Below are 13,202 nucleotides of genomic sequence, written 5' to 3'. Positions count from 1 at the left end.
TCACCCTCAACAGGATTGGTTGTTAATGTAACAGGCGCATCATAGGTGTAATCAGTCATATGAATGCCTTCACAGGGAGTTGTGTATACCTAAGAATAACGGGCTAGATCACGGTGAATCAATCAGGTGCTTATCCAAATCGGTTAAAAGGTGCAAAGAGTTATTTTTCTGAGACCGAAAATCCACTGACGATGCGGGCAATAAAGACCAGTGAGTAAATATAGCCCGTGAGAATAACCAGAATAGTGGCATTACGAGCCGGCCAGCTGACGGCAACAATATCGCCATAGCCTACGGTCAGAATACTGATAAAAGAATAATAAAAAAGTTCATTCATCATCTGCAACTCATCATTTGACAGTCCACGAAACGCGCCAGGCATATGATTTTCTATCGCAGAAAACATGAAAAATCCCATATAGCCAATAAGCAGAAAGCCACTCAGCGCAGCGCAGATGGACTCTGTGTTTATCCGGGCGGAGAAAATCACCTGGCGGAACACAATCACTGACAGAATGATGAAAAAGACCAGATAACTCCCGTAGAACAGTTGTGTCATGGCGTTGATGGGGGGCAGCCAGTGTGTGGTGACAAAAATTATCAGCAACACAATAAATGAAACGACCTGATGGCGACGCTGCAACAGATTAACGCCCGCCACAATCTGTAGCACGGTATTCAACGCGTACCCTGCAGCGTTCGGTGGAAACATATTGAGAAAGAAGGTGCTCAGCAGTGCTGTGAGAAGAAAAGCAAATTTGTGTTGTTTTATTATCTTTAACATAAAGGAAGCATTTCTGTTTGTTCAAATACCAAAGAGCAAAAGTAGTCTGTGAGTATGTGGAAAAGTTGAGCAGAATTCCCCCCGGTGGCTCTCAGGTGCACCACCGCATCGGGGCAGTGACTCATACATCTGCCCCAGCTCTGGCAGACGGTAGCCCCGCCCAGGAAATAGTGTTAACAGGACGCATTAACGAGCAATATAAAACAAATATATTTATAGTTATTGATATTAGCAGAATTACTTGCTCTGCTAATAATGTCCAATCAAATGGCAATATTATAATAAAAATGAAGATCATATATTCAATAGCAATGCCTGAACATGTTATTGCAAGAACATAGAAATCTGTACGACTAACCTTGAGGTTTGCAGTAGTAATTATATTGTTATGTTTGAAATAAAAATAACATACATATGATGCCCAATAACTGTATATGATAGAAAAGAACCCACTTATGTAGATAATGTATGTGGTTGTTTCTTTGTGTTGTAAAAAGTAAGACATCATAATAGAAAATAAAGTTTTGATTCCGAAAGCAGCAAAAATAATAATCAATATGGAAAGTAATGTGCAGGCTGTAACTTTTATGCCTTTCAGTAAACTCGTTTTTAAAATCTCTCGCTTGCGCTCCATGATTTTTTCTTTATGAAAATTTATTTTGTGTTTTTGGGAATTTTGCATTTCTTTGCGCTATCACTCTTAATTTTAATATTGCAATATTGTATGAATAACGACGGATTTGTCCATCGTTTTTTGATGATTATCCTAAAGCGTTTTAAACACTTTTTTTGTTGTGAGCGTTTGTGATAATCTTTAAACGATTATATGTCGTACATATGGCTTCAATAAAATTATTGGTAGATTTATCTATGAGCTGGTTTGAAAACATTTTTGGATTTGAAGAAACGTCATACTATGATACACAAGCTAAATTCTGCCAGCATGGCACTGAGTTATTTACGATAGATACACCATCGCGCTCCTTTCATTCTGGTTCACTTATTTTGCCAAGTCTTGCAGAACTACGAAAAGAAGTCTTAACCTTACCAGTTAAGCCTGTTGGAAAAATTAAACTGAGTGGGGTGCAGATTGACGCTTATGAACTGCATCGACGACCTGAAGTGTGTGGTGCATTAATTCAGGTTGCCAGCCAGTTCAATTTATTGGAAATGCCAACCCAGTACACAACACCAGAGAAGGGTATCACCGGATATCAAAATGATAATACGCAAGGACCTGCGTGTGCTATGGCTTGTGCTGCAGCAACTGTATACCGAAACTATCTGGTCAGAACGGGAGGGCAGATAGGGCAAACCAGTGATATCCAGCTTAATACCCTGGCTGACATGGATAAACTCATCGGCATTCCTGGAATCCAGATGCAAAATGGATATGCCATGATGCCACAAAAAACGTTGCTGGCTATTAGCCGCCATATTGAGTCGCTGGATGAATCATTACTGGATAAATTAAGGCAATCCCTTCGTGTAGGGCTGCATGTTAATACTGAAGTAACGATCCCCGGTGTCTCAAAGGAGCATCGGGTAACACAAGTATTATGTTCTGCGTTACCAGTGGCATATCATCGTTACCCGGTTAATGACTGGAAACCTTTTGCATTATTGATACTTCAGGCATGTTATGAAGCAACTTTATTGGCCGGATTGATTAACTATCATTATACAGGAAACCCCAGAGTATATTTAACCCTGGTTGGTGGTGGAGTTTTTGGCAACTCTCCAGAATGGATAACATCAGCACTCAGACGTGCTTTATGTCTTTTCAGAAATTACCCTCTGGATGTTTATCTGGTAAGCAATAGAAAATTGCCTGTAGAGATATATGGTTTTTTACATGAGATTGCTTGTCAATTATAAAATATTTATATATGTGTTCAGATTGTAAATATATATAGTAGGTGGCTAAATCTGCGGCGCAAATCAGTATGACTATAGACTGTCAATCTGTTCGGGGTATTGATGCACCTTTACCCTACCTGTAATAGGTTAAAGTGCATCAATAATAATTGAATTAATTTATTAGTTTCATCGCATTTTTTTTTGTCTCTTCATCACTTTTTTGCTCTTGTTGTGAAGAGGATTGAGAGATTGTTGAAGAATTAAAATCGGCTATCTCTTTTGGAAATAGCGATCTCAATATATTCACGATATCTGAAAATGTGGTTTCTTTCGTCAGCAGCTCACATAAAAGGAAAGGGGTCCGGGGATCTTGTCTGTATAAGGCCAGACCTGCCGTTAGCGCGGCCCGGTTAAGGCGGCTTCGTTCCCCTTGCGGGATACTGTCCAGTGTATCACAAACAATTTTATCTGTTTGATTTACATCTGGATTTAGTTTGAAGGCAATGGTTCTGCGCTTGTCCATCATTAATTACCTATGAGATACATACCGTTAACTAAATCATATTGAGAGTTATTGGTTTTGAAAAAACGTTCATCACGAATCTGTGTGTGTTTTTTTACTGCATCGCATATTAATTCTGCGCCACCACCTATAACCATAACATGAGTATAACCAGAAAATTCATTGAGCGTATTTAATACACGTTGCTCAAGTTTACGAAGTGCTTCATTCATTGCTTCGGTGACTATTGATATTTTGTTCTCATCATTAATTCGTTGCTTCAGATAGTTATTATCTTTTCTGTGAATGATTATATCGTCAGCAAGATAGCTACTTCCTTTTGTTCTCGCAAGAGAAAGGGCGTCTTTTACTGCAGATGTGACCAGAGAGACACCAAGAGATGAGTCTCCGTATATTTTACTGATCCCCGATAATTTCCCCATTACCTGAGAAATATCTAATGTGGTGCCCCCGAGATCTATAATTAATAAAGAATCTAACTCATCCAGTTCTTGTAGAACTTCATAACCTGCCGGTATAGATTCAGGCATGACTTTTACATCTTTTATTGTGAATGTATCCCCACCATTTAATGTAATTTTTTTCCGAAAGTTTGCTTTCTTACGCTCAATATTTTCCGTATTGGGTTGGTTATTTCTGTCGTAATACTCTGTCAGAGGAAGTGTGCAAACAATATCCACTTCGCTTACCGGCAGACCACTGGTCAGTAAGGCGTGGTGCACCGCAACGACATTAACGTCGCTGTATTGCCATGCGATATTGGTTGTGACTACAGCATCCGGGCTGATTGGATCAAATGAATACTGTTCGCCGTTCAGTGTGTAGTTAAAGATCTTTTTATCACCAAAAGAGACTGCCCACTCGCGTTTGAAGCTGTTCGGGCTAATGTGCTGTTTAATTATTCCGTCGTTTTCCTGCCACTGTAGTTTGATGTTTGTTGAACCGTCATCAATGAATACCAACATTTATAAAACTCCTTATGGTGTTTTTGTGGTGTGTATTTGGGTGTGTTTTGGGTTTTAAATGGGTTTGTTTGTCAAGTTTACCCCATTTTAACCATCAATCAATGATTATTTGTCTTGTTTTTGGTGTTTTGTTGGGTTTTTTATGGGTTGTTTTTGGGTTTTGTTTGGTGGGTAACAAAAGATGTCGCCGGGCTCCTCTTTTTACTGCGCCGGCTGACGCGGCGCGGCATAAACGCTGCCTGTGGTCAGTGTCCCGCGTCCGGCGGGCACGGGACGGGCGCTTTTACCGCTCCCGGCTGGCGTCGGTGACAGTGTACGCCAGCCCGTCGCCCTTTTCTGATGAACGCCCTTCAAGCCGCTTTCGCGGCATAGCCTTGCCGTCAAAAAGACGACGGCTGCGGTATTCCACGGTCGGCCTGACCCGTTACCGGACGCGGTGAACAGCCCACAGGCAGCGGGGAACGGGCGCTACAGGGGCGCCCTCCCGGTGCTCTCTGCTGAAGCAGAAGTGAGAGGAGAATTCCCATGCCAAACTGGTGCAGTAACCGTATGTATTTTTCTGGTGAACCGGCACAGATCGCTGAGATTAAACGACTGGCCAGCGGTGCAGTCACACCGCTTTATCGCCGCGCCACAAATGAAGGTATTCAGCTGTTTCTGGCCGGAAGTGCCGGACTTCTGCAGACTACTGAAGATATCCGGTTTGAACCGTGCCCTGGACTGACGGATGCCGGACGTGGTGTTGTATCGCCGGAGAATATCGCGTTCACCCGCTGGCTGACACACCTGCAGAACGGTGTACTGCTGGATGAGCAAAACTGCCTGATGCTGCATGAACTCTGGCTGCAGAGCGGTACTGGACAGCGTCGCTGGGAAGGATTACCGGATGATGTCAGGGAAACCATCACTGTGCATTTCACCGCAAAAAGAGGTGACTGGTGTGATATCTGGGGTAACGAGGATGTATCGGTGTGGTGGAACCGTCTGTGTGACAACGTCCTGCCGGAAAAAACCATGCCGTTTGACCTGCTGACGGTTTTGCCGACCCGCCTGGATATTGAAGTGAATGGCTTTAACGGCGGTGTTCTGAACGGTGTTCCTTCTGCATATCACTGGTATACAGAACGGTATGGCGTGAAGTGGCCTTGTGGGTATGACCTGAATATCAGCAGTCAGGGGGAAAACTTCATTCAGGTAGATTTCGACACGCCGTGGTGTCAGCCGGAAAGCGACGTTGTTGCAGAATTAAGCCGCCGTTTCGGCTGCACGCTGGAGCACTGGTACGCCGAACAGGGCTGCAATTTCTGTGGCTGGCAGTTGTATGAGCGCGGAGAGCTCGTTGATGTGCTGTGGGGGGAACTGGAATGGTCTTCCCCGACAGATGACGATGAGCTGCCGGAAGTCACCGGACCTGCGTGGATAGTCGACAATGTGGCGCATTATGGCGGATGAAGTATGACGGAGACGGGCGGGCAACCGCCCGTTTCTTTTCCGACAAAGGATGTCGCCGTGCTCCTCTTTTTACTGCGCCGGCTGACGCGGCGCGGCATAAACGCTGCCTGTGGTCAGTGTCCCGCGTCCGGCGGGCACGGGACGGGCGCTTTTACCGCTCCCGGCTGGCGTCGGTGACAGTGTACGCCAGCCCGTCGCCCTTTTCTGATGAACGCCCTTCAAGCCGCTTTCGCGGCATAGCCTTGCCGTCAAAAAGACGACGGCTGCGGTATTCCACGGTCGGCCTGACCCGTTACCGGACGCGGTGAACAGCCCACAGGCAGCGGGGAACGGGCGCCACAGGGGCGCCCTCCCGGTGCTCTCTGTAAGAGAAGGAGTTTTGTATGTCCCGTTTTATCCAGGGTAACTGCGTGCGTGTTATGGCCACGTTTCCGGGCAATGCTGTCGATTTCATCCTTACCGACCCGCCATATCTCGTCGGTTTTCGTGACCGACAGGGGCGTACCATCGCCGGCGATAAAACCGATGAATGGCTGCAACCGGCCTGTAATGAAATGTACCGCGTACTCAAAAAAGACGCGCTGATGGTCAGCTTCTACGGCTGGAACCGTGTCGATCGCTTTATGGTCGCCTGGAAAAATGCGGGATTCAGCGTGGTTGGCCACCTGGTGTTTACCAAAACCTACACATCGAAGGCCGCATATGTGGGCTATCGTCACGAATGCGCCTACATCCTGGCAAAAGGACGTCCGGCGCTGCCTCAGAAGCCATTGCCCGACGTGCTGGGCTGGAAATATTCAGGCAACCGCCATCACCCGACGGAAAAGCCCGTTACCAGCCTGCAACCGCTCATTGAGAGCTTCACACACCCGAACGCGATTGTGCTGGACCCGTTTGCAGGCAGCGGCTCAACCTGCGTCGCCGCCCTCCGGTCCGGACGCCGGTATATCGGTATCGAGCTGCTTGAGCAGTATCACCGTGCCGGACAGCAACGCCTTGCCGCCGTGCAGCGGGCCATGCAGCAGGGGGCCGCGAATGATAACTGGTTTGAACCGGAGGCGGCGTAAATGAACTATGCCGGACACGAAAAACTTCGCGCCGAAGTGGCGGAGGTGGCCAACACCATGTGTGACCTTCGGGCCAGGCTGAACGATATGGAGCATCGCTGTCGCTTTGATTCCGATGTGCTTGTTGAACGCCTGACACGCCAGACGCTGTATCGCGCCAATCGCCTGTTCATGGAGGCATATACCGAAATTCTGGAACTGGATTCCTGCTTCAAAGATTGAGGAGAGAGAGTATGTACGGAACATGCGAAACGCTCTGCCGGGAGCTGGCAGCGCAGTATCCGGGAGACACGCCGCTGATGCTGGTTGTCTGGTCCCCGGAAGAGATTCAGGCACTGGCTGACGGTATGGAAATTTCTCTGACCGATCATGAAATCAGGACCGTCCTGGCGCGCCTGGAGGACATCCCGGAAGACCAGCGGACTGAATCCGGTATTTCTTCCGCCGCGGCGATGGAGATTATCAGCAACGTGAGCGAAAACCGCCAGGTGACCGTCCCGGCTGAACTGCTGGCGTCCCTGATTCAGATCGCCGAACAGGCATTGTGGAAACGTGAATGGGCCGCCCGGGATCATGGCCTCGCCGTCCCGGAATGCGTCACCCGCCGTCAGACGGTGGTTAATCAGGCCCGCACCCTGCTGAAAAACAACACACACGAAAACGACTGATGTTATCGCCGCCTTCGGGCGGCGATTCAGGGAGACCATGAATCATGAACGAAAACACAACGCTGAATGCACTGATTTATCGCCACGCCCGTAACCTGCTGCTGGCGCAGGGCTGGCCGGAAGAGACGGATGTTGACCAGCGGAACCCGAAGTATCCGGGCTGGATCAGCATTTATGTTCTGCTGGATGCGCCCCGGCTGGCGACGTTACTTATCAACCGCCACGGCGGCGTACTGCCGCCGCTCCTGGCCTCCGCCATTCAGAAATTGACCGGAACCGGGGCGGAACTGGTACTGTCCGGCAGTCAGTGGCAGTCGCTGCCGGTACTTCCGGCAGACGGAACGCAGGTGTCTTTCCCGTATGCCGGAGAATGGCTGACCGAAGACGAAATCAGGGCTGTTCTTGATGCGGTGCACGATGCGGTACGAAGCATCTGTTACCAGGTGGCAGAAGATGCGCGGCGTATCCGTGCGGCGCTGACCACCACCGGTCAGACGTTGCTGACCCGCCAGACGCGCCGCTTTCGCCTGGTCGTGAAGGAAAGCGATCACCCCTGCTGGCTCGATGAAGATGACGAAAACCTGCCCGTGGTGCTCGATGCCATCGTGAACCGGGGAGCACGTTTTTCGTCGGTGGAAATGTATCTGGTCAGTGAGTGTATTGAGCATATCCTGTCCAGTGGGCTGGCCTGCGATGTGCTGCGTATACCGGATGAACCGCCCCGCCGCTGGTTTGACCGTGGTGTTCTGCGGGAAGTTGTCCGGGAAGCCCGGGCCGAAATCCGCAGCATGGCGGATGCCCTGACAAAAATCAGGGGCTGATGATGGCGGGGAAAATCCCCGCCTTTTTCCTGCCGGTCCCCGGACAGAGCACAAAGGAAGTCGCCGCCGGCTCCGCTTTACCCGGCCATGCAGGCATGGCCTTGTGGGTTTTCAGTTATGTGGCTTCAGCGCCGTGTGCGGGCGGTGCCGTGCCTCCATCTTAGCCGGGCTGGCGGGGATGCAAGGGTACGCTTCGCCGCTGCGGTCACCCGGTCCCTCCTTCCCGCCTGCCGTGATTTTCCGGTCGTTCGTCCGCTCAGGTTTCGCGGCCTCACCCTGCAACTCCCGTCAGCCGTGTGCGTCAGGCTGCGGCTTCCCTTGCGCCCTGTGCATCCCCGCCTTATCGCCCGGCTTTTATGGAGGCACGGCACCGCCCGGTGTCGCGGAATATGTGAACAACGGAGGAAATCCCATGCAGTATGCGAAACCTGTCACTCTGAATGTTGAAGAGTGCGACCGTCTCTCCTTTCTGCCTTACCTGTTTGGCAACGATTTTCTGTATGCCGAGGCGTATGTGTACGCGCTGGCGCAAAAAATGATGCCGGAATATCAGGGCGGCTTCTGGCACTTCATCCGCCTGCCGGACGGTGGCGGTTACATGATGCCGGATGGCGACCGTTTTCATCTGGTTAACGGTGAAAACTGGTTTGACCGTACCGTGAGTGCTGATGCCGCAGGCATCATTCTGACTTCCCTTGTGATTAACCGCCAGTTGTGGCTGTACCACGACAGCGGGGATGCAGGACTGACCCAGCTTTACCGGATGCGCGATGCGCAGTTGTGGCGTCACATCGAATTTCACCCCGAATGCAACGCGATTTACGCGGCTCTGGACTGATTAACGGACGGGGCGGCAATGCCGCCCCTGTAAAGGAGACGAGAACATGTACTGTACTGTTAAAGAAATTATCCGCGAAGTGCTGGATACAGACGTGCCGGACAGTGAATGCGTTTTTGCCGTAGTGCTGACCCGTGGGGATGTGCGTCACATAGCCCAGGACTGGAGTCTGACAGACGATGAGCTGGAAACCGTCATGCAGCGGCTGGACGATGCTTTTGTATATGGCGCATGTGACAGAGTTGTTTCCGATATTGTCAATGAACTGATGGAGGAAAAGCGCGTAAACCGTCTTGTAACAGTCCCTGCGGTGCTGCTGGAAAAAGTGATGGTGATGGCTGGTAGTGAAATTTATCGCCTCCATGCTGTCGGGAGCGAGAACGGGGGCGACGGTGACGCATTTGTCAGGGAAGAACGTGAGATTATGCGGGTGATGCGTCAGGCGCTGGACGGGGAGAACGGGTAATGAATATCAGCACGGAAACCCGCGAAATTCTGCGCAATTACAAAGCCGTGATTAATGCGCGACGTCGTGAAATGGGGCAGAAACCGCTCACCACCGCGCAGGTTGTTGATGAAATCTGCGATTTTGTGGCGAATCAGCAGGCGGTTTTCCTCGGTGGTCACTACATCCTGCAGGGTAACAGAAACAGGTGATACAGAGGCAGGCGGTGGAGGCCGCCTGTCAGCCCGCGCGAAAACCCCTGGCAGGCTGGCGCCTGCCGGAAGGGAAGCGGGCCACGCTGGCGCGTCGCCCGTTACCCTTCCCGTTTGTGATGTGTCCGGAATGTTTTTTTCTGATGGTATGACCCTGTTCCTGTTGTTGTTCTTTTCTCTGCTGCTCTGATTCTGACTACTGCAGTGTTGTCCTGTCTGCCTGCGCACCTTCGGCTCCCGGCTGCCTGGCGGCATCCGGTCGTCAGGCCCGACTCCGACAGGCAGCTGCTGACGCACCCGCCAGTCTCCGCCGAACCCGCTGGCGCGGTTTCGGGCTGTCGCTACGGTCCGATGCGTGAAAACCCCGGGCTTGCAGCGACCGTTCCGGTCGCGCCGCCTCTGTCGCGCCGTGGCCTGCGCTCCTGGCATCCCGGCAAAAGGCCGCCGGGATGTAAGGCGCAACGCCGTTTCGCGCACGCGCTCTCCGTCGTTGCGGCGGGTCCCTGCTCATTGCCTGCCGGGTGCCACACACCCGTATGAGTCCCTGTCGCCGGGGGCTGATACAGCCACAACCTGCCGCACTGACTGTCCAGGGTAAATGAACAGCCCACAAAATTTTTTACCCAAAACCCGGTAAAAAATTTTGCGTTCTGCCCAGGACAGGTGCGTCAGGCCGTGGCAGTGATGCCCCTTGCGGCGAAGGTTCTCAAACGGGTGAAGTTCATACCACAGGGAATACAGCAGCAGGTTCCCGCGAAACGTCAAAACCGCGGCTCCCGAAACTCAACGGGTGATGTTCTTTAAAAATCAGGATTTATTTCAGGCTCCGGCAATACGCATTTATTTGTTCTGTCAGTCATCCGGCTGGCAGGTAATGAGAACGCAGGAACAGAAGGAGGAAAACACCGGAAAGCGTCAGATGCAGATATGAAAAAAGCAGGTCAGGGACCTGCTTAATCCACGCCGTAGAAATCGCCGCAATCGATTTTCACGGCTTCACTAACCTGTGTCATAAGGAGTTTCATTTATGACAGTAAGTATTGTTTCACCTTCCGCAGCGGCTGTAAAGCCCCGCCGTCATCCCCGTTTCAGACGCGAAGACATCCCCGCGCCGGAAATTGACCCCGTGCTGAAAGCCTTCGGGCGACACATTGCCCGGAGTTTTCACCGGGGGCGTGGTGTACACATCCCCGCCATGAAAAACACGGCCTTCGGGCAGGTGCTCCGCACACTCGAACTGAAACGCGCTTTTAACTGATGAGGTGAGCCGCCCCGCGAGGGGCGGCAACAGACGGAAGGAGAACATTTTATGACATTAGCAGCAATCACCATGACCGCCCCGGAAGCCGCCAGCCCTGTGCAGATGTACCGCGCGACCTACTCACCTGATGACAACAAACTGCGCCTGTATGCCGTGTCACGTCTTGACCCGGAGACGTATAAAAAAGTGCATGATGCCGGTTTTCGCTGGGCACCAAAACAGGCGCTGTTTGTGGCGCCAGCCTGGACACCGGGCCGGGAAGACGTGCTCCTCTCACTTGCCGGAGAGATTGAGGATGAAGACAGCACGCTCGCTGAACGTCAGGAAGCACGGGCGGAGCGGTTTACCGGATACAGTGGGAAGCGGGCCAGTGAATCCGCACAGGCACTTGATGAAGTGGAAAGACTGGCCGCGATGATCCCGCCCGGTCAGCCCATTCTTGTGGGGCATCACAGCGAACGCCGTGCCCGTCGTGATGCACAGCGTATTGAAAACGGCATGAAACGTGCCGTGATGCTCTTTGAACGTGCGGAATACTGGGAAGAGCGGGCGCGGTCGGCACGGCTTCACGCGAAGTATAAAGAACGTCCGGACGTTCGCTGGCGTCGCATCAAAAAAATCGAAGCTGATTTGCGCAAGGCTGAAAAGACCATCGCACAGTCGCAGAAATATCTGACGATGTGGCGGGCTGAATCGCTGGATCTGAATATGGCAAAATTCATCAGCAGTTATGACCGTATCAGTGCCTGTTTCCCGCTGGATACGTATCCGCGCCCGGCAGAAAAAAGCCAGTATGAAGGAAGTCGATCGCTGTGGTCGGCCCTGGATGATGACATCATCACCACGGAGCAGGCCCGCGAAATTGCGATCCGCTGTCATGAACGGCAGATTCAGCATCAACAACGCTGGGTTAACCACTATCAGAACCGCCTGATCTATGAGCGTGCCATGCTGGACGAAAGCGGCGGCGTGGTTACCCGGACACAGGATTTTGAGCCGGGCGGACAGGTTTTCAGCCGGGGCGAGTGGCTGACCATCATCCGTGTGAACAAAAGCAACGGGGCGGTGAGTTCAGTCACAACGCCAAATTACAGTTTTCTCGGGTACAGCGGCACGATGAAAGTGACGCCCGATCGCATCACGGACTACAAAGCACCATCGGCAGAAGAGGCTGCCGTCGCCAGTCAGGCCGCGAAGCGTCCGCCGGTAGTCAACTATCCGGGGGAAGGTTTCCGGGAAATGACAAAGGCACAGTGGGCCGCCCTGCCCCGGGACTGTAAGGCCGTGCGCAGTGTGGCAGAGACAGAAGACCACGGGGCATACCGCTACCGCCGCACAATGGACAATAATTTCCGCCTGGTGAATGTGTATATTACCGACATGAAAATCACGGAAATCCCACAGAAATAAGGTATATCCCCCCGGGAAATCCCCGGGGGATGACGGAGATAATGACATGCACAGTCAGTTAAGAGAACGTATCCGGCTGATGCGCGCAAGGCTGGATAACGCCGCGCCGGTTGCTGAAATCCGGGCTGAATCTCAGCTTTTTGTGGCTCCTGCCCCGGTCTGTGATCGCCTGGTGACGCTGGCGGAAATCAGCAACCGTGATCACATTCTGGAACCCTCTGCCGGCACCGGGGCCATACTGCGGGCGATTCGGGATACCGCGCCGGGGGCCATGTGTGATGCGGTGGAAATCAACAGCGGGCTGGTCCGGTATCTGCGGGAAAATTTTAACGGTGTCAGGGTTCAGTGTGGCGACTTCATGGAATGGCAGCCGGCGCAGTATTACAGCCGGGTTATCATGAATCCGCCGTTCAGCCACGGGCAGGATATCCGGCATATCCTGCGGGCCTTTTCCCTGTTGCGTCCGGGTGGCGTGCTGGTCGCCGTCTGTCTCAACGGACCACGCCAGCAGGAGAAGCTGTTACCGTTTTCTGACGTCCGCGAGGAGCTGCCGCGCGGCACGTTTGCTTATACCGATGTCCCGACGATGATTATTCGTCTGCGTGCCTGAAGACGCCGGGCAGGCGGGAGGATAAATGCCCGTCTGCCCGCGCCGGGAAAAGACCGCGCGCCGGTGGCGCTGAAAGGGGCCGCGCTCACGCGCCGCCCCTTTCATTACGCGGACGTTCTGATGGGGGCTTCTGTTTCTTCATGCCTGTCATTTGTCTGTTACTGATGTTGTTGTTCCTGCTACTGCTACTGTTCTTCTTTTTCCTGCTGCTCTGATTCTGACTACTGCAGTGTTGTCCTGTCTGCCGGGTCGGGTAGCAGCGGCACATTGCTGCGCCGCCGCCCCC

The 13,202-nt window shown here is 51.9% G+C and carries 16 protein-coding genes and 3 pseudogenes; 14 read left to right on the top strand and 5 right to left on the bottom strand.

Annotated features, from left to right (window positions below; translation table 11 throughout):
- Positions 1-160: 160 nt before the first annotated feature.
- Positions 161-784, bottom strand: a complete 624-nt coding sequence (locus FQZ95_RS23815) for a potassium channel family protein (RefSeq protein WP_052929187.1) — start codon at positions 782-784, stop codon at positions 161-163.
- Between the two features lie 870 nt (positions 785-1,654).
- On the opposite strand from FQZ95_RS23815, the gene FQZ95_RS23810 reads away from it, so the two are divergent.
- Positions 1,655-2,662 (top strand): hypothetical protein, encoded by a 1,008-nt coding sequence (locus FQZ95_RS23810; protein WP_160530784.1) that lies wholly within the window; start codon positions 1,655-1,657, stop codon positions 2,660-2,662.
- Positions 2,663-2,816: 154 nt separating this feature from the next.
- Here FQZ95_RS23810 and FQZ95_RS23805 read toward each other — a convergent pair whose 3' ends face one another.
- Both FQZ95_RS23805 and parM read right to left on the bottom strand, forming a co-directional pair.
- On the bottom strand, positions 2,817-3,167 hold the full coding sequence (locus FQZ95_RS23805) for a plasmid partitioning/stability family protein (protein ID WP_127766657.1): 351 nt from the start codon (positions 3,165-3,167) through the stop codon (positions 2,817-2,819).
- Between the two features lie 2 nt (positions 3,168-3,169).
- Entirely contained in the window at positions 3,170-4,132 is a 963-nt protein-coding gene (gene parM, locus FQZ95_RS23800; protein ID WP_000959870.1) for a plasmid segregation protein ParM, read from the bottom strand.
- Between the two features lie 128 nt (positions 4,133-4,260).
- Between parM and FQZ95_RS26630 the strand changes: the two genes are divergently transcribed.
- The 10 genes and pseudogenes from FQZ95_RS26630 to FQZ95_RS23750 all read left to right on the top strand — a co-directional run bounded on the left by FQZ95_RS26630 (position 4,261) and on the right by FQZ95_RS23750 (position 9,635).
- A complete protein-coding gene (locus FQZ95_RS26630) occupies positions 4,261-4,572 on the top strand; it encodes a hypothetical protein (RefSeq protein ID WP_237428050.1) in 312 nt (103 codons plus the stop codon).
- A gap of 109 nt (positions 4,573-4,681) precedes the next feature.
- Positions 4,682-5,584: a DUF1281 domain-containing protein gene (locus tag FQZ95_RS23795; RefSeq protein WP_160530818.1), complete on the top strand. Its 903-nt coding sequence runs from the start codon at positions 4,682-4,684 to the stop codon at positions 5,582-5,584.
- Entirely contained in the window at positions 5,581-5,892 is a 312-nt protein-coding gene (locus FQZ95_RS23790) for a hypothetical protein (RefSeq protein ID WP_032143956.1), read from the top strand. The genes FQZ95_RS23795 and FQZ95_RS23790 overlap by 4 nt, the downstream gene beginning before the upstream one ends.
- Positions 5,893-5,967: 75 nt before the next feature.
- On the top strand, positions 5,968-6,651 hold the full coding sequence (locus FQZ95_RS23785) for a DNA methylase (protein WP_054192066.1): 684 nt from the start codon (positions 5,968-5,970) through the stop codon (positions 6,649-6,651).
- The gene (locus FQZ95_RS23780; RefSeq protein WP_001104893.1) at positions 6,652-6,873 is read left to right on the top strand and encodes a hypothetical protein; all 222 of its coding nucleotides are present in this window, start codon (positions 6,652-6,654) and stop codon (positions 6,871-6,873) included.
- Positions 6,803-7,319, top strand: a pseudogene (locus FQZ95_RS23775) (DUF1380 family protein). Before FQZ95_RS23780 ends, FQZ95_RS23775 begins: the two are co-directional and overlap by 71 nt.
- 44 nt (positions 7,320-7,363) lie before the next feature.
- Positions 7,364-8,140: a hypothetical protein gene (locus FQZ95_RS26215; protein WP_202384197.1), complete on the top strand. Its 777-nt coding sequence runs from the start codon at positions 7,364-7,366 to the stop codon at positions 8,138-8,140.
- 412 nt (positions 8,141-8,552) lie between these two features.
- Positions 8,553-8,978, top strand: coding sequence for an antirestriction protein (locus FQZ95_RS23760; protein WP_001198918.1), 426 nt, complete (start codon positions 8,553-8,555; stop codon positions 8,976-8,978).
- A 46-nt stretch (positions 8,979-9,024) separates the two neighbouring features.
- On the top strand, positions 9,025-9,444 hold the full coding sequence (locus tag FQZ95_RS23755; protein ID WP_096975490.1) for a DUF1380 family protein: 420 nt from the start codon (positions 9,025-9,027) through the stop codon (positions 9,442-9,444).
- Positions 9,444-9,635, top strand: coding sequence for a hypothetical protein (locus FQZ95_RS23750; RefSeq protein WP_053528602.1), 192 nt, complete (start codon positions 9,444-9,446; stop codon positions 9,633-9,635). The genes FQZ95_RS23755 and FQZ95_RS23750 overlap by 1 nt, the downstream gene beginning before the upstream one ends.
- Positions 9,636-9,992: 357 nt before the next feature.
- Here the strand turns inward: FQZ95_RS23750 and FQZ95_RS26625 are convergent.
- Positions 9,993-10,146 (bottom strand): annotated as a pseudogene (locus FQZ95_RS26625) (hypothetical protein); the annotation flags it as partial.
- Positions 10,147-10,662: 516 nt separating this feature from the next.
- On the opposite strand from FQZ95_RS26625, the gene FQZ95_RS23745 reads away from it, so the two are divergent.
- The 3 genes from FQZ95_RS23745 to FQZ95_RS23735 are packed head-to-tail and all read left to right on the top strand — an operon-like array spanning position 10,663 to position 12,916.
- Positions 10,663-10,893: a hypothetical protein gene (locus tag FQZ95_RS23745; RefSeq protein ID WP_000218642.1), complete on the top strand. Its 231-nt coding sequence runs from the start codon at positions 10,663-10,665 to the stop codon at positions 10,891-10,893.
- Positions 10,894-10,944: 51 nt separating this feature from the next.
- Positions 10,945-12,306 carry a DUF3560 domain-containing protein gene (locus FQZ95_RS23740; protein WP_086625665.1) on the top strand — a complete coding sequence of 454 codons (1,362 nt, stop codon included), beginning with the start codon at positions 10,945-10,947 and terminating at the stop codon, positions 12,304-12,306.
- Positions 12,307-12,352: 46 nt separating this feature from the next.
- Positions 12,353-12,916, top strand: a complete 564-nt coding sequence (locus FQZ95_RS23735) for a class I SAM-dependent methyltransferase (RefSeq protein WP_086625666.1) — start codon at positions 12,353-12,355, stop codon at positions 12,914-12,916.
- 85 nt (positions 12,917-13,001) lie between these two features.
- Here FQZ95_RS23735 and FQZ95_RS27085 read toward each other — a convergent pair.
- A pseudogene (locus FQZ95_RS27085) lies at positions 13,002-13,202 on the bottom strand (hypothetical protein); the annotation flags it as partial.

It is taken from the genome of Escherichia sp. HH41S (genome assembly GCF_009820115.1).
Classification (GTDB): Bacteria; Pseudomonadota; Gammaproteobacteria; order Enterobacterales; family Enterobacteriaceae; genus Escherichia; species Escherichia coli_F.
This window is presented reverse-complemented; position numbering and strand designations above follow the sequence as displayed.